A 19,965-nucleotide genomic window follows, 5' to 3' on the forward strand; every position below is an offset into this window, starting at 1 on the left:
GGCCCGCCGCGTGCGCGTCAGACGTAACGCTCCAGGATCGACGACTCCGCCAGCCGTGACAGCCCCTCCCGGACACTGCGCGCCCGCGCCTCGCCGACGCCGTCCACCGTCTGGAGGTCGTCGACACTGGCGGCGAGCAGCTTCTGCAGTCCGCCGAAGTGCTCCACCAGCCGGTCGATGATCGCGCCCGGCAGCCGCGGCACCTTGGCCAGCAGCCGGAACCCGCGCGGCGACACGGCCGAGTCCAGCGTCTCGGGCGACCCGGTGTACCCCAGCGCCCGTGCCACCGTCGACAGCTCCAGCAACTCCGCATGGCTGAGCTTGTCCAGCTCGGCGAGCGCCTCGTCGACCGTCCGCGACCGCTTCGCGGTCGGCTCGGGCACGTAGTCCCGCACGACCAGCTCGCGCTCCGGCTCCACACCGGCGATCAACTCGTCGAGCTGCAGCGCCAGCAGCCGCCCGTCCGTCCCCAGCTCCACCACGTACTCGGCGATCTCGGTGGCGATCCGGCGCACCATCTCCAGTCGCTGCGCGACCGCCGAGACGTCCCGCACCGTCACCAGGTCCTCGATCTCCAAGGCCGACAGCGTGCCCGCGACCTCGTCGAGACGCAGCTTGTACCGCTCCAGGGTCGCCAGCGCCTGATTGGCCCGCGACAGGATCGCGGCCGAATCCTCCAGCACCCTGCGCTGCCCGTCCACGTACAAGGCGATCAGCCGCATCGACTGCGAAACCGACACGACGGGAAAGCCGACCTGCTTGCTCACCCGGTCGGCAGTCCGGTGCCGCGTACCGGTCTCCTCCGTCGGAATGGTGGGATCCGGAAGCAGCTGCACCCCCGCCCGCAGGATCTTCGACAGGTCCGAGGACAGCACGATGCCGCCGTCGAGCTTGCACAGCTCGCGCAGCCGGGTCGCGGTGAACTCGACGTCCAGCACGAAACCGCCCGTGCACATCTGCTCGACGGTCTTGTCGGAACCCAGCACGATCAGCCCGCCGGTGTTGCCCCGCAGGACCCGCTCCAGGCCGTCGCGCAGGGGCGTGCCGGGCGCCACGGCGCTCAGTGAGGCGCGCATCAGGCCATCGGCACCGGCACTCCCACCGGACTTTCCGGGAGCTGCTGCCCGGTCGTTGGCTGCCACTGCACTCCTCCGGTCGCAGGTTCTTCTGGCGCTCCCGTGTCGCACACTCGGTCGTACGGACGGGCGAGACCAGGGCAAAGTCTACCGGCGGTCCTCCTGCTCCCGTGGGGCCTCTCGCCGACGCGAGCGCGGAAGCACCCGCAGGGCGTCCCCCATGTCCGCGACTTCCAGGACCTTCATGCCGTCAGGGACCCTGCCCGGATCGGCCGGTACCAGGGCGTGCGTGAAGCCCAGCCGGTGCGCTTCGGAGAGCCTGCGCTGCACCCCCGTGACCCGTCTCACCTCTCCGGCGAGACCGACTTCGCCGATCGCGACGAGGTTCTTGGGCAGCGGAGTGTCACTGGCCGCACTGGCCAGGGCCAGCGCGACGGCGAGGTCGGCGGCCGGCTCGGAGAGCTTCACGCCCCCCACCGTCGCACTGTAAATGTCCCGCTTCCCCAGCGCACTGATGCGCCCCCGCTGCTCCAGCACGGCCAGCATCATCGACACCCGCGAGGTCTCGAGCCCCGAGGTCGTGCGCCGGGGCGACGGAATCTGCGAGTCCACGGTCAGCGCCTGCACCTCGGCGACCAGCGGCCGACGCCCCTCCAGGGTGACGGTCAGACAGGTACCGGGCACCGGCTCGGCCCGCCGCGTGAGGAACAGCCCGCTGGGATCGGCGAGCCCCGTGATCCCCTCGTCGTGCAGCTCGAAGCAGCCGACCTCGTCGGTCGTCCCGTACCGGTTCTTCACACCCCGCACCAGCCTCAGCCGCGCATGCCGGTCGCCCTCGAAATGCAGCACGACGTCCACGAGGTGCTCCAGCAGCCGGGGCCCCGCGATGGCCCCGTCCTTCGTGACGTGACCCACGAGCAGGGTGGACATGCCTCGCTCCTTGGAGGCGCGGATCAGCGCACCCGCCACCTCCCGCACCTGCGCCATGCCGCCCGGGGCGCCGTCGATCTCGGGCGAGGCCACGGTCTGCACGGAGTCCAGGATCAGCAGCGACGGCTTGACGGCGTCCAGATGTCCGAGCACCGCCGCGAGGTCCGTCTCGGCGGCGAGATACAGATGGTCGTCGATGGCGTGGATCCGGTCGGCCCGCAGCCGCACCTGGCTGGCCGACTCCTCACCGGTGACATAGAGCGTCCGGTGCTCGTCGCTCGCCGCCTTGGCCGCGACGTCCAGCAGCAGCGTGGACTTCCCGACGCCCGGCTCCCCGGCGACCAGCACCACGGCCCCGGGCACCAGCCCGCCCCCGAGCACCCGGTCCAGCTCGGGCACACCGGTGGAGCGGGCGGTCGCCTGCCGCCCGTCGACCTGCCCGATCGGCACCGCGGACGTGGTCACGCGCCCCGGGGTGGTCGTACGCACGGCGGGCGCGCCGTACTCCTCGACCGTGCCCCACGCCTGGCATTCGGGGCAACGGCCGAGCCACTTGGCCGTCTGCCAGCCGCACTCGGTGCAGCGGTAGGACGGCCGTTCCTTGGCGGACTTCGTACGGGCAGCCATGCACGAACCGTAACCGCCCCCACTGACAACGCACTGGTCGGTCCATTTCCCGACCCCCGGCGCGGGTGTGGGCGCAGGGGGTGGGGACGCGGCCCGGCGTAGCGGGGTGCCGCTGCGCCCACCCGTGCCGCCCCAGCGGCACGACTGCCCGCAGCGAGGGCGACTGGCGACTGCCCGCAGCGGCGGGCACGCGGCGGGACAGCCGCGTACGGCGGGACGGGAACCGCGGAGGGCTGGCGAGCCGCAGGCGCGTACGGCGAGCAGGGGACGTGTCGGGGGGTGTCCGCCCGCAGCGGTTGGCGCGTCCGCGCCGGTGAGTTCTGTGGCCGACCGATTCCGCGCCGTTCCGAGGACGGACACCCCCCGGCGCGGCCCCGACCCACAGACAACGCACCGCGCAACGCGCACCCCCACCGAACCCGCACAGGCGCCGCAGGCACCCCGAAAGGACGACCCACACCCCGCCCCGGCCACGGAAGAACAGCTTCCTGTCCCCTTATGAGGGATCGTTTCACCCGTACGGGTTAAAAGTGCCCAACGCGCCAGTTCGCGCCACCCATAGCCCCCTACGGTCGCCGAGTGATGAGGAGCAGTCCGGAAACCACGACCCGCACGACCGGCGCACACCGGGCGCACCGGGAAGCGCGTGACCGCGCCGCGGCGAGGGCGCTGGTGCAGCCGCAGCCGAAGCCGCCTGCGCAGCGTCCACCCGCGCGATACGACGCGTACGACGCGTATCTGGACGGCCTGTTCACGTACTGCCTGTCCGTGCTCTGCGACCACGACGCCGCGACCGCCGCCCTGGGCGACGTCCTCGCGCTCGCCGAGCGCCGAGGCCACCGCGCCCCCGGATCCGCGGGCGACCGCAGGGCCTGGCTCTACGCGCTGGCCCGCTGGTCCTGCCTGCGCAAGCTGGCCGAGGCCAAGCAGAAACGTCCGAGCAGCCACGCGGCAGGCCGCCCCACCGCCGCCACCCCCACCCCAGCCACCACCCCCACCCACGACGAGACCCACCAGCGCCACCGCAGCGAACTCGCCCTCCTGGCCTGGCCGGAGGCCGCCGGCACCACCCCCGAGCAGCGCGAGGCCCTCGAACTGGCCGTACGCCACCACCTCGCCCCGCACGAGGTCGCCGCCGTCCTCGGCACGGACCTCACCGCCACCCGCGAACTGCTCGCCTCGGCCGCCTGCGAGGTGGAACGCACCCGCGCCGCCCTGGCCGTAGTGGAGACCGGCACCTGCCCCGGAGTGGCCCGCCTCACCGGCGACAACCGCTACGTCCTGAGCAGCGCCCTGCGCCGCGAGCTGGTCCGGCACGTCGACGACTGCCCCCGCTGCCGCCGCACCGCCGAGCGCGCGGTCCCCGGCCGCTGGCCCGGCACCAGCGTCACCCCCGCCGAACTCCCCGTCCTGGAAGCCCCCCGCACCGCGCTGCACGCCGCCCCGACCCACACCCCGCGCGCGCGGGGCACCGCCCCCCGCTTCGACCGGCGCGGCTTCCCGATGGACCCCAAGGACCGTGCGGCCCGGCGGGACCGCCTGCGCGCCCGTGCCGTCACCACCACCGTCGTCGCCACCGTCGTGGCGGCCCCCGTGCTCGCCCTGTGGGCGGCCTACCGCGGCACCCCCGTCGTCGAGGGCGAGGAGGGCCGCTCGGCCAGCGCCAGCGAGGCGCAGACCCCGGACGGCCTGGAGGACGAATCGGCGGGCGGCTACGGGTACGAGAACACCGGCAACGCGAGCACCACCCCGGGCACCGGCTTCGGCAAGAACGGCGAGGCCGACGTCTCCGTGGAGGTCGTCGGCGTCCCCGGCGCCGCCGAGAAGGGCGCCGGCCACCTCAGGGTGACGGCCGGCCACGACGGCGACACCACACTGGTCACCCTGACCGCGACCGGCGACGCCCCGGTGCGCTGGTCCGTGTCCGTCGGCGCCTCCTGGCTCTACCTGAGCCAGTCCTCGGGCACCCTGCGCCCCGGCGAGGCCGTGACGGTCCGTGTGTACGTCGACCACCTGCGCGAGCCGTCCGGCCACTGGCGCGCACGGGTGGCCGTATCGCCCGCCGGAGCCGTCGTGGCCATCAAGGGGCACGGGCCCGCGCCCACCCCGCCCCGCCCGGGCCCGCGCCCCAGCACGCCCGGCGGCACCACGACCCCGTCCCACCCGGGCCAGAACCCGGACCCGGACCCGTCCACCTCGCAGCCCACCGACCCCGACCCCGACCCCGATCCCGATCCGGACCCGACGCCCACCGACGACCCGTCGCCGACACCGCCCGACCCGGACCCGACGCCGAACGAGCCGTCCCCGACCGGCGGCACGGGCGGCTCGTCACCCCCGCCGGGCAACGGCGACAGCGGCGCTCCGAGCCCGTCCGGCTCCTAGAGGACGCGGACGCCCGGGGCGCGGTCTCAGCGAGCCGGATCCGCCGGATGCGGCGCCAGCAGCGGCAGCTGCGAGGCCAGCCGCTCCTCGCACAGCTCGACCAGCCGGTCGTACCCCGCCTTGCCCATCAACTCGATCAGCTCCGGCCGGTAGGACACGTACACCGGGTCCCCCGCGCCGTGCGCCGAGGTCGCCGAGGTGCACCACCAGTGCAGGTCGTGCCCGCCCGGCCCCCACCCCCGCCGGTCGTACTCACCGATCGACACCTGGAGCACACGCGTGTCGTCGGGCCGCTCGATCCACTCGAACGTCCGCCGGACCGGCAGCTGCCAGCACACGTCCGGCTTCGTCTCCAGCGGCTCCCGGCCCTCCTTCAGCGCCAGGATGTGCAGCGAGCAGCCCGCACCCCCGGAGAACCCCGGCCGGTTCTGGAAGATGCACGAGCCCTCGAAGGGCCGGGTCTGCCGGGAGCCCTCGTCGTCCTCGGAGGTCCAGCCGTTCCGCGTGCCCTCGGCGTGGTGCTGCCAGATGTCCGGCGTGAGCCTCGCCACGTGCCCGGCGACCCGCTTCTCGTCGTCCTCGTCGGAGAAGTGCGCGCCCAGCGAGCAGCACCCGTCGTCCGCGCGGCCCGCCTGGATGCCCTGGCAGCCGCTGCCGAAGATGCAGTTCCAGCGGGAGGTCAGCCATGTCAGATCGCACCGGAAGACCTGCTCGTCGTCCGCCGGATCGGGAAACTCCACCCACGCGCGCGCGAAGTCGAGCCCCTTCTCGTCGCCCGCACCTTCGCCCAGTACGCGCTTTTTATCCTTCTTGGCCGACTTTTCGTCCTTCGCCTTTTTCGTCTTTGGCACGGCTCCAGGGTAAGTCGCCCGAGCGCGAGGACGACACCACCGCGAGCGCCGCTGGCAGTAGCGTTCCGTACATGAGACTCGGTGTCCTCGACGTGGGTTCGAACACGGTGCACCTGCTGGTGGTGGACGCGCACCCCGGCGCCCGCCCGCTCCCCGCCCACTCGCACAAGGCGGACCTGCGCCTCGCCCAGCTCCTCGACGAGGACGGCGCGATCGGCCCCGACGGCGTCGACCAGTTGGTCGCCGTCGTCCATGACGCCCTCCGGGCCGCCGAGGACAAGGGTGTCGAGGACCTCCTGCCGTTCGCCACCTCGGCCGTGCGCGAGGCGACCAACGCCGACGACGTCCTCGCCCGGGTGCGCGCCGAGACCGGCGTCGAGCTGACCGTCCTCGCCGGCGCCGAGGAGGCCCGGCTCACCTTCCTCGCCGTCCGCCGCTGGTTCGGCTGGTCCGCGGGCAAGCTGCTGGTCCTCGACATCGGCGGCGGCTCCCTGGAGATCGCCTACGGCATGGACGAGGAGCCCGACACCGCCGTGTCGCTGCCGCTCGGCGCGGGCCGGCTGACCGCGGCCCGGCTGCCCGACGACCCGCCCCACCCGGACGACGTCAGGGCGCTGCGCCGCCACGTCCGTACGGAGATCGCCCGGACCGTCGGCGAGTTCAGCCGCCTGGGCGCCCCCGACCACGTGGTCGCCACCTCGAAGACCTTCCGGCAGCTGGCCCGCATCGCCGGTGCCGCCCGCTCCGCCGAGGGCCTCTACGTCCAGCGCGAGCTGAAGCGCGCCTCGCTGGAGGCCTGGGTGCCCCGCCTGGCCGCCATGACCAGCACCGAGCGCGCCGAACTCCCCGGCGTCTCCGAGGGCAGGGCGCACCAGCTCCTGGCCGGTGCCCTGGTGGCCGAGGCCGCGATGGACCTCTTCCGCGTGGAGAACCTGGAGATCTGCCCCTGGGCCCTCAGAGAGGGCGTGATCCTGCGTCGCCTGGACCACATGGGCCAGGGATAGCGCCCCGACAGGGGCGCGGGGCTGTATCGATGTGCGGCTCCGCCGCGTGGGCGCGAGCGGCCACGAACCGTCGCGCAGCCGCCCTATGGCAATCACCACAACGGCGAATGGGCACCCCGCACCCCCCAGCGCACACCCCGTACCCTGACCCCCGTGGCAAAACCAAGGGACGACGTCCGCACCCCGGACACGAAGGTCGCCCTGTCGACGGCTTCCGTCTACCCGGAGTCGACGGCGACGGCCTTCGAGATCGCCGCGCGCCTCGGCTACGACGGCGTGGAGGTGATGGTCTGGACGGACCCGGTCAGCCAGGACATCGAGGCGCTGCGCAGACTCAGCGACTACCACCGCATGCCGATACTCGCCGTGCACGCACCGTGCCTGCTCATCACCCAGCGCGTCTGGTCCACCGACCCCTGGGTCAAGCTCCAGCGCGCCCGCGCCGCCGCCGAGAAGCTCGGCGCGTCCGCCGTCGTGGTCCACCCCCCGTTCCGCTGGCAGCGCCAGTACGCGCGGGACTTCGTCGACGGCATCTGGCGGATGGCGGACGAGACGGACGTCCGCTTCGCCGTGGAGAACATGTACCCCTGGCGCTACCGCGACCGCGAGATGCAGGCGTACGCCCCCGACTGGGACGTGACGAAGGACGACTACCGGCACTTCACGATCGACCTCAGCCACGCCGCGACCTCCCGCACCGACGCCCTCGACATGATCGACCGCATGAGCGACCGCCTCGGCCACGTCCACCTGGCCGACGGCAGGGGCTCCGCCAAGGACGAGCACCTCGTCCCCGGCCGCGGCAACCAGCCCTGCGCCGAAGTGCTGGAGCACCTCGCGCACACCGGCTTCGACGGCCACGTCGTCATCGAGGTCAACACCAGGCGCGCGATGTCCAGCGCCGAACGTGAGGCCGATCTCGCCGAGGCGCTCGCCTTCACCCGCCTGCACCTGGCGCAGACCGCGTCCTCGGTGCCGGGCGGCCCGGCGACGCGGACGGACCGCCGGTGAACGGCGACGCCGACGGGACCACCCGGCGCCGCGGCCGCCCGCCGCGCACGGAGTCCGGTGACACCCGCGACCGCATCCTCACCACCGCCCGCGAGGAGTTCTCCGAGCGCGGCTACGAGAAGACCTCCGTGCGCGGCATCGCCAAGGCCGCGGGCGTGGACCCGGCGCTGGTCCACCACTACTTCGGCACCAAGGAGCAGGTCTTCGAAGCGGCCATCGAGGTCGCCTTCGCTCCGGCCCTGAGGGCACCGGACGCGATCGGCGACGGCCCCCTCGACGAGGTCGGCGAGCGCCTGACCCGCTTCATCCTCGGTCTCTGGGAGAACCCGGCCAGCCGGACGCCCCTGCTGGCCATCGTCCGCTCCGCCGTGAACAACGAGACCGCCGCCGCCGTCTTCCGCCGCCTGATCGCCGCCCAGGTGCTGAGCCGGGTCGCCGCCCAGGTGGGCCTGCCGGACGCGGAACTGCGCGTCGAACTGGCCGCGGCACAGCTGGTGGGCTGCGCGATGCTCCGCTACGTGATCAAGGTGGAGCCGCTGGCCTCGGCGGACCCGGAGCAGATCGTCGCCCGTCTGGCACCGGTCGTCCAGGGCCACCTCACCGGCCCCTGAGGGCACCCGCCCACCACGTGCGGCGAGACGGACGTCCCGCATTCCGGACACCCTGTCCCGACCCCTGGATGACCGGCGTACGCTCGACGGCAGTCATAACTCTCCGAAGGAGCGAGCGACGATGCCCGAACTGAGGTCCCGCACTGTCACCCACGGCCGCAACATGGCGGGCGCCCGCGCCCTTATGCGTGCCTCCGGTGTACCCGGCGCGGACATCGGGCGTAAGCCGATCATCGCCGTCGCCAACAGCTTCACGGAGTTCGTGCCGGGCCACACGCACCTGGCGCCGGTCGGCCGGATCGTCAGCGAGGCGGTCACCGCGGCCGGCGGCATCCCGCGCGAGTTCAACACGATCGCCGTGGACGACGGCATCGCCATGGGCCACGGCGGCATGCTCTACAGCCTCCCCTCCCGCGACCTGATCGCGGACAGCGTGGAGTACATGGTCGAGGCCCACTGCGCCGACGCCCTGATCTGCATCTCCAACTGCGACAAGATCACCCCGGGCATGCTCAACGCGGCGCTGCGCCTGAACATCCCGACGGTCTTCGTCTCCGGCGGCCCGATGGAGTCCGGCCGCGCCACCCTGGTCGACGGCACGGTCCGCACGCTGGACCTGGTCGACGCGATGTCGGAGGCGGTCAACGAGAAGATCTCCGACGCGGACATCCTCCGCATCGAGGAGAACGCCTGCCCCACCTGCGGCTCCTGTTCCGGCATGTTCACCGCCAACTCGATGAACTGCCTGACCGAGGCGATCGGCCTCTCCCTGCCCGGCAACGGCTCGGTGCTGGCCACCCACACCGCCCGCAAGGCGCTCTACGAGAACGCGGCCCGCACGGTCCTCGACCTGACCCGCCGCTACTACGAGCAGGACGACGACTCGGTCCTGCCCCGCAACATCGCCACCCCCGCGGCCTTCGAGAACGCCATGGCGCTGGACATCGCGATGGGCGGCTCCACCAACACGATCCTGCACCTGCTGGCCGCCGCCCAGGAGGCGGAGGTCGCCTACGGCCTCACCGAGATGGACGCCCTCTCGCGCCACGTCCCGTGCCTGGCCAAGGTCGCGCCGAACGTCGCCAAGGACCGCACGTACTACATGGAGGACGTGCACCGTGCGGGCGGCATCCCCGCTCTCCTCGGCGAACTGCACCGCGGCGGCCTGCTCAACGAGGACGTCCACTCCGTCCACAGCCCGTCCCTGGCCGACTGGCTCAAGACCTGGGACATCCGCGGCGGCTCCCCCTCCCAGGAGGCCGTCGAGCTGTGGCACGCGGCCCCCGGCTGCGTCCGCTCCGCCGAGGCCTTCTCCCAGTCCGAGCGCTGGGACTCCCTGGACGACGACGCCGAGGGCGGCTGCATCCGCTCCGTCGAGCACGCCTACTCCAAGGACGGCGGCCTCGCGGTGCTGCGCGGCAACCTCGCCGTGGACGGCTGCGTCGTCAAGACGGCCGGCGTCGACGAGTCGATCTGGACCTTCGAGGGCCCGGCGGTCGTCTGCGAGTCGCAGGAGGAGGCCGTCCAGAAGATCCTCACCCAGCAGGTCAAGGAGGGCGACGTCGTCGTCATCCGCTACGAGGGCCCCAAGGGCGGCCCCGGCATGCAGGAGATGCTCTACCCGACCTCGTACCTCAAGGGCCGCGGCCTCGGGAAGGCCTGCGCCCTGGTCACCGACGGCCGCTTCTCCGGCGGTACCTCGGGCCTGTCCATCGGCCACGCCTCCCCGGAGGCGGCGGCCGGGGGCACCATCGCCCTGGTCGAGGACGGCGACCGCATCCGCATCGACATCCCGAACCGCTCCATCGAGCTGCTCGTGGACGACGCCGAGCTGACCCGCCGCGAGCAGGCCCTGAACGGCGTGTACGCCCCGAAGAACCGCGACCGCAAGGTCTCCGCCGCCCTGAGGGCGTACGCCGCGATGGCCACCAGCGCGGACAAGGGCGCGGTCCGCGACGTCAGCAAGCTGGGCTGAGGCCCGCCGGGGGACCCGGGGCGGCGGTCTACCAGGCCCCCGGGTCCCGCCCCGCCACCCCGGCGCCCCGGCGTACACGTACCCGCCCGCGAGCAGCGGCGCCGGCAGCGACGCGGGCACTTTGCCGGGGCCGGGTCTGCCCGAGGGCGATGTCGGCAGGTTGGGCTGAGTCCCGCCGGGGGACCGGACCCGGGCGGCGGTCTACCAGGCCCCCGGGTCCCGCCCCGCCACCCCGAACACCGTCCCGTCCGGCGCCCCGGCGTACACGTACCCGCCCGCGAGCAGCGACGCGGGCACTTTGCCGGGGCCGGGTCTGCCCGAGGGCGACGTCAGCAAGCTGGGCTGAGGCCCGCCGGGGGGCCCGGGGCGGCGGTCTACCAGGCCCCGGGGTCCCGCCCCGCCACCCCGAACACCGTCCCGTCCGGTGCCCCGGCGTACACGTACCCGCCCGCGAGCAGCGGCGCGGGCAGTGACGCGGGCACTTTGCCGGGGCCGGGTCTGCCTGAGGGCGATGTCGGCAGGTTGGGCTGAGTCCCGCCGGGGGCCCGGGGCGGCGGTCTACCAGGCCCCGGGGTCCCGCCCCGCCACCCCGAACACCGTCCCGTCCGGTGCCCCGGCGTACACGTGCCCGCCCGCGAGCAGCGGCGCCGGCAGTGACGCGGGCACCTTGTCGGAGTCGGCACCGAGCCGGGGCCGGGTCTGCCCGAGGAGCCTGCCCCCGACCGCGTCGACACCGAGGAGCCGCCCGTCGGGCGCGGTGACGTACACGTGCCGCCCGTCGGAGACCGGCGCCGAACCCCGGCTCACGCCCGTCTCCAGCCGCCACGCCTGCTTCCCCGCCGCCATGTCGACGGCGACCAGCGAGCCGCCCGCGCCCATGAGGTACACCGTGTCCCCACGCACACCCGCCGACGCCGCGGCCTGCTCGACCGGGATCGGCAGCGTCACCCGGCGGGTCGCCCCGGTGGCGGGCGTGTAGCGGACCACGGCCTTCACGTCGCTGTAGGTCGCCCCTTCGGCGACGAGGAACACGGAACCGTCCGCCGCCCCCACGGGCGTCAGCGCCCCCGCCAGCTCCGCGTCCCAGCGCACGTCCCCGCTCACCGGGTCCACCGCGGTGACCCGGGTCCGCCGCCCGTCCGCGCTCGGGCTCGTCGCGTACGCCGCCGGACGCCGCTCCCCGGCGAAGGAGGTGAAGTACGGCACCGCCTGTCCGGGGACCCGGCGCGTCCACTTCGTCCGCCCCGTGGCGCTGTCCACGCCGGTGACCATCCCGTCGGCGCGGGTGAGCAGCAGCATGTCGCCGACGGTGCGCAGTCCGTCGTACGCGGGCATGTCCTCCTGCCACTTCGGCTCACCCGTCGCGGGGTCCAGCGCCTCCAGCGGGCCCAGCAGGCCGACCTCGGGCTGCACGAGCCCGCCCGACACCACCGGCGGTTCGTTGCGCACGGCCTCCTCGACGGCGTGCCGCCACAGCGTGCTCCCGTCGGCCGGGTCGAGGGCGAAGACCAGACCGGGCCGCGCGCACAGCAGCCGCCGCGCCGCGTACGAGCACTGCGGCATCCCGCCGTCCTTCGCCGCGGGCCCCGCCTCCCACGCCCCGAACCCGCCCGCCGCACTCTGCGCGGTGGGCGTGCCCGCGGGCTCGGCACCACCGAACGCCTGCACCGCCACGAGGCTCCCGGCCACGGCGAGCCCCAACGCCCCGGCGACGAGCGCCGACCGCTTCCCCAGCCGCCGCACGAGCCGCCCGGGCCCCCCGGACGGCTCGGCGTCGGCCTCCGGGACGGCCGCCCCACCGGGGGGCTCCTTCGGGCTCCCGGCCCGCTCCGCCCGCGGTGCCGGTATGAACACCTGCGTGTCGAAGGCCGCCGCGACCGACCGCAGCTCCCGCATCAACTCGTCCGGCGTCGGCCGGTCCTCGGGCTCCTTGGCCAGACACCGCAGCACCAGCGGCGCGAGCGAGTCCGGTACGCCGGTCAGATCCGGCTCGTCGTGCACGACCTGGTAGGCGACGACGTACGGGCTGTCGGAGTCGAAGGGGCCCCGCCCGGTGGCCGCGTGCACCATCAGCGAGCCGAGGGTGAAGACGTCGGCCGCGGGCCCCACCTCCCGGGGCCGCCGGAACTGCTCGGGCGCCATGTACGGCGGCGTACCGATCAGCTTCCCGGTCTCGGTGCGCAGTTCGCTGTCCTTCGGCCGGGAGATGCCGAAGTCGATGACCTTCGGACCGTCCTCGGCGAGCAGGACGTTGCTCGGTTTCAGATCCCGGTGCACGACGCCGACCCGGTGGATGTCGCGCAGCGCCTCGGCGAGCCCGGCCATCAGCCGACGCAGTTGGGGCTCGTCCATCGGCCCGTTCCGCTTCACCTGCTCCGAGAGGGTGGGGCCGGGGATGAACAGCGTGGCCATCCAGGGCCGCCCGGCCTCCGGATCGGCGTCCACGACCGGTGCCGTGAAGGCCCCGCTCACTCGCCGGGCCGCGGCCACCTCCTGCCGGAAACGCCCCCTGAACTCGGGGTCCCTGGCATACGTCGCGTGCACGACCTTGACCGCGACACGCATCCCCGAGGTGCTGCGGGCCAGGTGCACGACGCCCATGCCGCCCGAGCCGAGGCGGGACTCCAGCCGGTAGTGGCCGGCGTACTCCGGAAGTTCCGCTTCCGCGTCCGCTCCGGCATCCCGCTGCGGCGCCATGGAACCACCCCCGTGCTGTTCGTTCGCGCGAGCGATGCTCGGAGCCTAGTCGATGGGGCGTACGGGACAGAGACGGCCTGCCGACTCGCGTGTGCGACTTGCGAACTGGTGTTTCATGGCTTGTTCTTGGGGTATCAACGCTGCCCCGCGAAAGCCGCGGGGTGCAACGGGGGGAGTTCAACCATGTCGGTCGAGCAGGTCCAGAACATCGGCGGCGGCGGCGAAGAGGGAGCAGCGGGGCAGGCCGGGGGAGCCGTCGCGGCGGCGGCCCTGAGTTCCTACCCGGTCGCGCCGGGCTACCGCCTGAACGTCCGCAGCGGCCCGGGCACCAACTACTCCGTGGTGCGGGTCCTGGCCGAGGGCTCCAGAGTCACGATCAACTGCCAGCGCACGGGGGAGCGGGTCTCCGGCCCCTACGGCACCTCGAACATCTGGGACAACATCGGCGGCGGCCAGTACGTCTCGGACGCGTACGTCCGCACCGGCAGCGACGGCTACGTGGCCCCTCGCTGCTGACCTTGTAACGGGGCTGTCCCAGGGGCGTATTAGGAGGTTGCCGAGAGGAACGGCGTGCCGGGCCGAGTGGCTCTTGGTAGTCAGAAACACCCGCTCGGACCGAACGGTACGAGCGGCCCGGCACGCCAACCGACTCTGAGGTAGACAACGATGCGCGTTCGCAAGCTGACCCTCGCCGCCATGGCCCTCGCCGCCGGTCTCTCGCTCACGGCCTGCCAGAACGATGACGGCGGCTCGGACCAGGGCGCCGCGCCGCCGGCCGCCTCCACCGCGTCCTCGTCGAACGGCGGCTCGGGATCGGCGGGCTCGGACCAGCAGGGCGGGACGGACTCCGCGGGGAAGTCCCCCAACGGGACCGGCGGCACGGGCGGGACGGGCGGAGCCGACGAGGACGGCAAGTCCGACCGGTGCCGCACCGACGAGCTGGAGATCACGGCGATCGACGCCACCGTCGGCGGCGACACCGAGGGCACCGTCGCCGTGGACCTGAGGAACGGCGGCGGCCGGGAGTGCTCGCTCGCGGGCTACGCCGGTGTCGACCTGAAGACGAACTCCGGCACCCTGTCCGCCGAGCGCACGGGCGAGTCGGCCCCCTCGGTCGTCCTCGCGGACGGGGAGACGGTGACCTTCGGCATCACCTACCCGATGAACGACTCGGGCGGCTCCGGCGTCCGCATCACCGGGCTGGTGGTGACCCCGCCGAACGAGACCAAGTCCGTCACCCTCGACTGGCCCGGCGCCGCCACGCTGCCCGTCACGGACGGCTCCGGCACCCCGGTGCGGGTCGGCCCGCTCGGCAGCGCCGGCCAGGGCGGCTGACCGCGCGGCACGCCCCGCAAGGCGCGCGCCATAATCGACCCGTGAGCGCAGCGAACGGCACCAACGGCACCCCGGACACCCAGGCGGGCCCCCGCCCCGAACCCCTCCGGTTCTACGGCACGACCTGGGTGGACCACGACCACGGCTACACCGCCCGCCGGGCGGGTCTCGCCCTGGGCTCCCTCGCCGTGGCGGCCGCCGCCTGCTTCGTGCTCCGGGTCGCCTACCAGGGCCTCCAGATCGCCGACATCGGCAGCTTCGTCTCGCTGCTGATGATCGTGATGTTCGCGATCTGCAGCGCCCTGGCCTTCCGCCACACCTGGTCCGGCTTCACCAGCCGCCCCGACCCCGACCGCCAGGCCTCCATGCGCGGCCTGCTCGCCATCGGCTTCGTCGGCTCCCTCCTCGCGTACTTCTTCCGCACCTTCACCGAGGCGCCGGGCGAGAAGCTGCACCGCGAGGAGTACGAGAAGGCCCGCGAGGAGTACGAGAAGCGCACCACCCGCCGCTCGGGCAACCCGTCGCGGAAGCGCCGCGGGAAGTAATCCGGGGGAGCCCTCCCGTCCACGGCACTCCCGAAACCCCCTTCCCGTCCGAGCCCGCCCGGCCACCATGGCCGTATGACGACACCCCTGACCCCGGACGACCGGGCCACTGCGGAAAACGCCCCGGCCCAGGCGGCCCACCACGGCGCCCGCGCCCACTCCTTCAACGCCGCCGCGGCCCAGTACGCCGCCAACCGCCCCTCCTACCCGCCCGCCCTCTTCGACGCGCTGGAGGAGCTGACCGGCCGCCCCCTCCAGGGCGCCCGCGTCGTGGACGTCGGCGCCGGTACCGGCCTCGCCACCGCCCGCCTGCACGAGCGCGGCGCCGACGTGATCGCCGTGGAACCCGGCGCCGGCATGGCCGCCGAGTTCCGCCGCACCCTCCCCGGCGTACCCGTCGTCCGCGGCAACGGCAACGCCCTCCCCCTCGCCGGCCACCGCGCCGACCTCCTCACCTACGCCCAGGCCTGGCACTGGACCGACCCCGCCCTGGCCGTCCCGGAGGCGCTGCGCGTGCTGCGTCCGGGCGGCGCGCTGGCGCTGTGGTGGAACACCGACGCCCTCGACGTGCCGTGGATCGCGGAGTCGGCACGACGCGTCGACCGGCATTTCGCGGGCCTGAACCTCTCCGCCGAGAAACGCGACCTCGACGTCCGCTTCGCCGACCCCACCGGCACCCTCGCCTTCGTCCACCGCGAGATCCGCTGGGCCCGCCGCGTCCCCCTCGACACCCACCTGGCCAACCTCGGCAGCCACTCGGTCTTCCTGACCGACACCGAGGAACGCGCCGCGGCCTTCTTCGCCGACGAGCGCCGGCACCTGCGGACCGTCTTCCCGGACGGCATCGTCGAGGAGACGTACGACGTCCACCTCCTCGTCGCCAGGACTCCCGAAGGCTGAGGACGCCCGAAGTCTCAAGACATCCGAAGGCCGAGGACACCCGAAGGCCGAGGACGCCCGGCGGCCCTTGACGCCACGGGCACCCGGGAGCAGTATTCATCACATGATGAATTACTCACCGGGGCACTCCCCCCGGCCCCCCGAAGGGCGCGGCGACCACCCCGCCCCGCCCGCCGTCCACGCCGAAGACCTCACCGTCGTCCGCGGCACCCGCACCGTCCTGCGGGGCCTCGGCTTCACCGTCCTGCGCGGCCGGATCACCGGCCTCCTCGGCCCCTCCGGCTGCGGCAAGTCGACCCTGATGCGGGCGATCGTCGGCACCCAGTCCAAGGTCGCCGGCACCCTGGACGTCCTCGGCCGCCCGGCCGGCCACCCGGCCCTGCGCACCCGCGTCGGCTACGTCACCCAGGCCCCGTCCGTCTTCGACGACCTGACCGTCCGCCAGAACCTGGACTACTTCGCCGAGATCCTCGACCCCGGCCGGTCGGCCGCCGACCGCCGCCGCGAGGACGTCACCCGGGTCATCGCCGACGTCGACCTCACCACCCGCGCCGACGCCCTGGCCGGCAACCTCTCCGGCGGCCAGCGCAGCCGCGTCTCCCTCGCCGTGGCCCTCCTGGGCGCCCCCGAACTCCTGGTCCTCGACGAACCCACGGTCGGCCTCGACCCCGTACTCCGCCGAGACCTGTGGACCCTCTTCCACACCCTCGCCGCCGACCGCGGCGCCACCCTCCTCGTCTCCTCCCACGTCATGGACGAGGCCGAGCGCTGCCACCGGCTGCTCCTGATGCGCGAGGGCGAGGTCCTCGCCGACGACACCCCCGACGCCCTGCGCACCCGTACCGGCTCCGAGACGGTCGAGGAGGCCTTCCTCCACCTGGTCGACGAGGCGAAGGCCAGCGCGGCGGCCCGCACGAAGGAGACCACCCGATGACCACGCCCACGGCTCCCACGACCCCCGCGCCCACCCTCACCCCGGCGCCCACCCGCCCCCTGAGCCTCTCCCGCACCACGGCCACCGCGATCCGCGTCCTGCGCCAGCTGAGCCACGACCCCCGCACCATCGCGCTCCTGATGCTGATCCCCTGCGTGATGCTCTTCCTGCTGCGCTACGTCTTCGACGGCAGCCCGCGCACCTTCGACAACATCGGAGCCTCGCTCCTCGGCGTCTTCCCGCTGATCACGATGTTCCTGGTCACGTCGATCGCCACGCTGCGCGAGCGCACCTCCGGCACCCTCGAACGCCTCCTCGCCATGCCGCTCGGCAAGGGCGACCTCATCGCCGGCTACGCCCTCGCCTTCGGCGCTCTCGCCATCGTCCAGTCGGCCCTCGCCACCGGACTGGCGGTCTGGTTCCTGGGCCTGGACGTGACGGGCAGCCCCTGGCTCCTCCTCCTGGTCGCCCTGCTCGACGCCCTCCTGGGCACCGCGCTCGGCCTGTTCGTCTCGGCCTTCGCGGCCTCGGAGTTCCAGGCGGTCCAGTTCATGCCGGCGGTGATCTTCCCCCAGCTCCTCCTGTGCGGCCTCTTCACCCCGCGCGACAAGATGCACCCCGCCCTGGAGGCCGTCTCCGACGTCCTGCCCATGTCCTACGCGGTGGACGGCATGAACGAGGTCCTCCGCCACACCGACATGACCACCGCCTTCGTACGCGACGCCCTGATCGTCGCGGGCTGCGCGTTGCTGGTCCTGACCCTGGGCGCGGCAACCTTGAAACGCCGAACGGCATAGTCAGCCCGTCCGGCGTTTGAGGACGAGGCCGTCCAGGCCGAAAGGGGGGTCTGGGGGCGCAGCCCCCAGGGTCGGGAACGGGAAGGGGCGGCGGGGGCGAAAATCCTCCAGCGCGCCCTCCACCACCGTCCCGCGGACTGGACGCAACACCCCACCCACCCTCCTGAATGCGAGGATGACGAAAACGCACCACGCACCACGCACCCAAGAAGAGCCAGGGCACCGAAGGGGCACCGAACCCATGACCCAGAAAGTCGCAGTCCTAGGCACCGGCAAGATCGGCGAAGCCCTTCTCAGCGGCATGATCGGAGCCGGCTGGGCCCCCGCCGACCTCCTGGTCACCGCCCGTCGCCGGGAACGGGCCGACGAACTCCGCGCCCGCCACGGAGTCACCCCGGTCACCAACGCCGAGGCCGCCAAGACCGCCGACACCCTGATCCTCACGGTCAAGCCGCAGGACATGGGCACCCTCCTCGACGAACTCGCCCCGCACGTCCCGGCCGACCGCCTGGTCATCAGCGGTGCGGCGGGCATCCCCACCTCCTTCTTCGAGGAGCGCCTGGCCCCCGGCACCCCGGTCGTCCGCGTCATGACGAACACCCCGGCCCTGGTCGACGAGGCCATGTCCGTGATCTCGGCCGGCACCCACGCGACCCCGGCCCACCTGACCCACACCGAGGAGATCTTCGGCGCCGTCGGCCAGACCCTCCGCGTCCCCGAGTCCCAGCAGGACGCCTGCACCGCCCTCTCCGGCTCCGGCCCGGCGTACTTCTTCTACCTGGTCGAGGCCATGACCGACGCCGGCATCCTCCTCGGCCTGCCCCGCGACAAGGCCCACGACCTGATCGTCCAGTCCGCGATCGGCGCCGCGAAGATGCTCCGCGACAGCGGCGAGCACCCGGTCAAGCTCCGCGAGAACGTCACGTCCCCCGCCGGCACCACCATCAACGCCATCCGCGAACTGGAGAACCACGGCGTCCGCGCCGCCCTCATCGCCGCCCTGGAAGCCGCCCGCGACCGCAGCCGAGAACTGGCCTCCGGCACCAAGGACTGACGCACCGCCGAGCCGGCCCCGACGCCTACCCGGCCGCGTTCACCGGGGGCAGCAGTCCGATCGCCCGGTAGGCGGCGTCCACGGTCGGCCGCGCCGTCGCCCGGGCCTTCTCGGCCCCCTCCCGGAGCACACCCTCGACGTACCCGGGGTCGGCGCACAGCTCCCCGTGCCGCTCCCGCACGGGCCGCAGCACCTCGACGACCGCCTCCGCGGTGTCCTTCTTCAGGGCGCCGTACGAGTCGTACCCGTCCGCCAGCTCCGCGGGGTCCCCACCCGAGCAGGCGGCGAGGATCTCCAGCAGGTTCGCCAGTCCCGGCCGCTCCTCCCGGTCGTACACGACGTCACGCCCGCTGTCGGTCACGGCCCGCATGACCTTCTTCCGCACCACGTCCGGCTCGTCCAGCAGATAGACGATCCCCGGCCCGACGTCGTCGCTCTTGCCCATCTTCGAAGCGGGCTCCTGCAGGTTCATGACCCGCGCCGCCACCGCCGGACTCGTCACCCGCGGCACCACGAACGTGTGCCCGTACCGCTGGTTGAACCGCACCGCGAGATCCCGCGCCAGCTCCACATGCTGGGTCTGGTCGTCCCCGACCGGCACCTCGTCCGTCCCGTACGCCAGGATGTCCGCCGCCATCAGTACGGGATACGTCAGCAGCGACAGCCGCACACTCCCACCTCGCTCCCGCTCCCGCGCGGCCTTCTCCTTGTACTGGATCATCCGCCGCATCTCGCCGTCGGTCGCCACGCACTCCAGTACGTACGACAGCCGCGCGTGCTCGTCCACGTGACTCTGCACGAACACGGTGCACAGCGCGGGATCGAGCCCCGCCGCCAGCAACAGCGACGCCGACTGCCGACTGAGTCTGCGCACCCGCGCCGGATCGTGGTCCACGGTCAGCGCGTGCAGGTCGACGACGCAGAACAACGCGTCCGACCGGTGCTGGTCCACCGCGGCCCACTGCCGCATGGCGCCCAGATAGTTCCCCAGCGTCAGATGCCCGGTCGGCTTGACCCCACTGAAGACCCGTGTCATCTCTCCACCTCCTGGTCAGGGCCGCCGCCACCCGCCGGCCGCCCCTCCTGGAGGGAGATACGAGAACGGCCGCCGAAGCGGCGGCCGTCGAGTGCATACGTGTGTACGGCCGCCGTCAGGCGGCCCGCCAGAGCTGGGTACACGTACGCGTCATCACGAGCCCCACAGTACCCCCGCGCAGCCCGCACGACCCGGGA

The 19,965-nt window shown here is 73.3% G+C and carries 17 protein-coding genes; 12 read left to right on the forward strand and 5 right to left on the reverse strand.

The features are described 5' to 3' along the window. Positions 1–17: 17 nt before the first annotated feature. Positions 18–1,142 carry a DNA integrity scanning diadenylate cyclase DisA gene (gene disA / locus ACGH52_RS21495; protein ID WP_030184212.1) on the reverse strand — a complete coding sequence of 375 codons (1,125 nt, stop codon included), beginning with the start codon at positions 1,140–1,142 and terminating at the stop codon, positions 18–20. 81 nt (positions 1,143–1,223) lie between these two features. Next, the gene (radA, locus tag ACGH52_RS21500; protein ID WP_121701960.1) at positions 1,224–2,633 is read right to left on the reverse strand and encodes a DNA repair protein RadA; all 1,410 of its coding nucleotides are present in this window, start codon (positions 2,631–2,633) and stop codon (positions 1,224–1,226) included. 582 nt (positions 2,634–3,215) lie between these two features. Here radA and ACGH52_RS21505 point away from each other — a divergent pair. Beyond that, a complete protein-coding gene (locus ACGH52_RS21505) occupies positions 3,216–5,018 on the forward strand; it encodes a hypothetical protein (protein ID WP_399941558.1) in 1,803 nt (600 codons plus the stop codon). 26 nt (positions 5,019–5,044) lie between these two features. Here ACGH52_RS21505 and ACGH52_RS21510 read toward each other — a convergent pair whose 3' ends face one another. Next, the gene (locus ACGH52_RS21510) at positions 5,045–5,869 is read right to left on the reverse strand and encodes a hypothetical protein (protein ID WP_210978158.1); all 825 of its coding nucleotides are present in this window, start codon (positions 5,867–5,869) and stop codon (positions 5,045–5,047) included. A 71-nt stretch (positions 5,870–5,940) separates the two neighbouring features. On the opposite strand from ACGH52_RS21510, the gene ACGH52_RS21515 reads away from it, so the two are divergent. The 4 genes from ACGH52_RS21515 to ilvD all read left to right on the forward strand — a co-directional run bounded on the left by ACGH52_RS21515 (position 5,941) and on the right by ilvD (position 10,470). Next, positions 5,941–6,873 carry a Ppx/GppA phosphatase family protein gene (locus tag ACGH52_RS21515; RefSeq protein ID WP_059302147.1) on the forward strand — a complete coding sequence of 311 codons (933 nt, stop codon included), beginning with the start codon at positions 5,941–5,943 and terminating at the stop codon, positions 6,871–6,873. Positions 6,874–7,026: 153 nt separating this feature from the next. Continuing rightward, complete coding sequence (locus ACGH52_RS21520) at positions 7,027–7,884, forward strand: sugar phosphate isomerase/epimerase (protein ID WP_076974892.1); 858 nt, start codon at positions 7,027–7,029, stop codon at positions 7,882–7,884. Next, positions 7,881–8,495 carry a TetR family transcriptional regulator gene (locus ACGH52_RS21525; protein ID WP_076974891.1) on the forward strand — a complete coding sequence of 205 codons (615 nt, stop codon included), beginning with the start codon at positions 7,881–7,883 and terminating at the stop codon, positions 8,493–8,495. Before ACGH52_RS21520 ends, ACGH52_RS21525 begins: the two co-directional genes overlap by 4 nt. 121 nt (positions 8,496–8,616) lie before the next feature. Then, positions 8,617–10,470, forward strand: coding sequence for a dihydroxy-acid dehydratase (gene ilvD, locus ACGH52_RS21530; protein ID WP_076974890.1), 1,854 nt, complete (start codon positions 8,617–8,619; stop codon positions 10,468–10,470). A gap of 558 nt (positions 10,471–11,028) precedes the next feature. Here the strand turns inward: ilvD and ACGH52_RS21535 are convergent. Then, the gene (locus tag ACGH52_RS21535) at positions 11,029–13,167 is read right to left on the reverse strand and encodes a serine/threonine-protein kinase (protein ID WP_399941564.1); all 2,139 of its coding nucleotides are present in this window, start codon (positions 13,165–13,167) and stop codon (positions 11,029–11,031) included. Between the two features lie 183 nt (positions 13,168–13,350). Here ACGH52_RS21535 and ACGH52_RS21540 point away from each other — a divergent pair, with 183 nt between their 5' ends. The 7 genes from ACGH52_RS21540 to proC all read left to right on the forward strand — a co-directional run bounded on the left by ACGH52_RS21540 (position 13,351) and on the right by proC (position 18,732). After that, on the forward strand, positions 13,351–13,683 hold the full coding sequence (locus ACGH52_RS21540; RefSeq protein ID WP_059302142.1) for an SH3 domain-containing protein: 333 nt from the start codon (positions 13,351–13,353) through the stop codon (positions 13,681–13,683). 150 nt (positions 13,684–13,833) lie between these two features. Beyond that, positions 13,834–14,502, forward strand: coding sequence for a DUF4232 domain-containing protein (locus tag ACGH52_RS21545; RefSeq protein ID WP_399941567.1), 669 nt, complete (start codon positions 13,834–13,836; stop codon positions 14,500–14,502). Between the two features lie 41 nt (positions 14,503–14,543). Next, entirely contained in the window at positions 14,544–15,047 is a 504-nt protein-coding gene (locus ACGH52_RS21550) for a hypothetical protein (protein ID WP_059302140.1), read from the forward strand. Positions 15,048–15,122: 75 nt separating this feature from the next. Continuing rightward, on the forward strand, positions 15,123–15,947 hold the full coding sequence (locus ACGH52_RS21555) for a class I SAM-dependent methyltransferase (RefSeq protein ID WP_399941571.1): 825 nt from the start codon (positions 15,123–15,125) through the stop codon (positions 15,945–15,947). A gap of 103 nt (positions 15,948–16,050) precedes the next feature. Beyond that, a complete protein-coding gene (locus tag ACGH52_RS21560; RefSeq protein ID WP_399941574.1) occupies positions 16,051–16,881 on the forward strand; it encodes an ABC transporter ATP-binding protein in 831 nt (276 codons plus the stop codon). Then, positions 16,878–17,678: an ABC transporter permease gene (locus tag ACGH52_RS21565; RefSeq protein WP_361469300.1), complete on the forward strand. Its 801-nt coding sequence runs from the start codon at positions 16,878–16,880 to the stop codon at positions 17,676–17,678. The genes ACGH52_RS21560 and ACGH52_RS21565 overlap by 4 nt, the downstream gene beginning before the upstream one ends. A 241-nt stretch (positions 17,679–17,919) precedes the next feature. After that, the gene (gene proC / locus ACGH52_RS21570) at positions 17,920–18,732 is read left to right on the forward strand and encodes a pyrroline-5-carboxylate reductase (protein ID WP_076974883.1); all 813 of its coding nucleotides are present in this window, start codon (positions 17,920–17,922) and stop codon (positions 18,730–18,732) included. Positions 18,733–18,757: 25 nt separating this feature from the next. On the opposite strand, the gene trpS is transcribed toward proC, so the two are convergent. Further along, positions 18,758–19,768: a tryptophan--tRNA ligase gene (trpS, locus tag ACGH52_RS21575; protein ID WP_399941578.1), complete on the reverse strand. Its 1,011-nt coding sequence runs from the start codon at positions 19,766–19,768 to the stop codon at positions 18,758–18,760. Positions 19,769–19,965: the final 197 nt, after the last annotated feature.

Origin of the sequence: Streptomyces sp. BBFR25, from assembly GCF_044590125.1 — a bacterium.
Lineage (GTDB): Bacteria > Actinomycetota > Actinomycetes > Streptomycetales > Streptomycetaceae > Streptomyces > Streptomyces canus_D.

Coding starts and splice junctions, on each gene's coding strand:
- radA (WP_121701960.1), bottom strand. CDS start 2,633: ATGGCTGCCCGTACGAAGTCCGCCAAGGAACGGCCGTCCTACCGCTGC.
- ACGH52_RS21505 (WP_399941558.1), top strand. CDS start 3,216: ATGAGGAGCAGTCCGGAAACCACGACCCGCACGACCGGCGCACACCGG.
- ACGH52_RS21515 (WP_059302147.1), top strand. CDS start 5,941: ATGAGACTCGGTGTCCTCGACGTGGGTTCGAACACGGTGCACCTGCTG.
- ilvD (WP_076974890.1), top strand. CDS start 8,617: ATGCCCGAACTGAGGTCCCGCACTGTCACCCACGGCCGCAACATGGCG.
- ACGH52_RS21535 (WP_399941564.1), bottom strand. CDS start 13,167: ATGGCGCCGCAGCGGGATGCCGGAGCGGACGCGGAAGCGGAACTTCCG.
- ACGH52_RS21540 (WP_059302142.1), top strand. CDS start 13,351: ATGTCGGTCGAGCAGGTCCAGAACATCGGCGGCGGCGGCGAAGAGGGA.
- ACGH52_RS21545 (WP_399941567.1), top strand. CDS start 13,834: ATGCGCGTTCGCAAGCTGACCCTCGCCGCCATGGCCCTCGCCGCCGGT.
- ACGH52_RS21555 (WP_399941571.1), top strand. CDS start 15,123: ATGACGACACCCCTGACCCCGGACGACCGGGCCACTGCGGAAAACGCC.
- ACGH52_RS21560 (WP_399941574.1), top strand. CDS start 16,051: ATGATGAATTACTCACCGGGGCACTCCCCCCGGCCCCCCGAAGGGCGC.
- ACGH52_RS21565 (WP_361469300.1), top strand. CDS start 16,878: ATGACCACGCCCACGGCTCCCACGACCCCCGCGCCCACCCTCACCCCG.
- proC (WP_076974883.1), top strand. CDS start 17,920: ATGACCCAGAAAGTCGCAGTCCTAGGCACCGGCAAGATCGGCGAAGCC.
- trpS (WP_399941578.1), bottom strand. CDS start 19,768: ATGACACGGGTCTTCAGTGGGGTCAAGCCGACCGGGCATCTGACGCTG.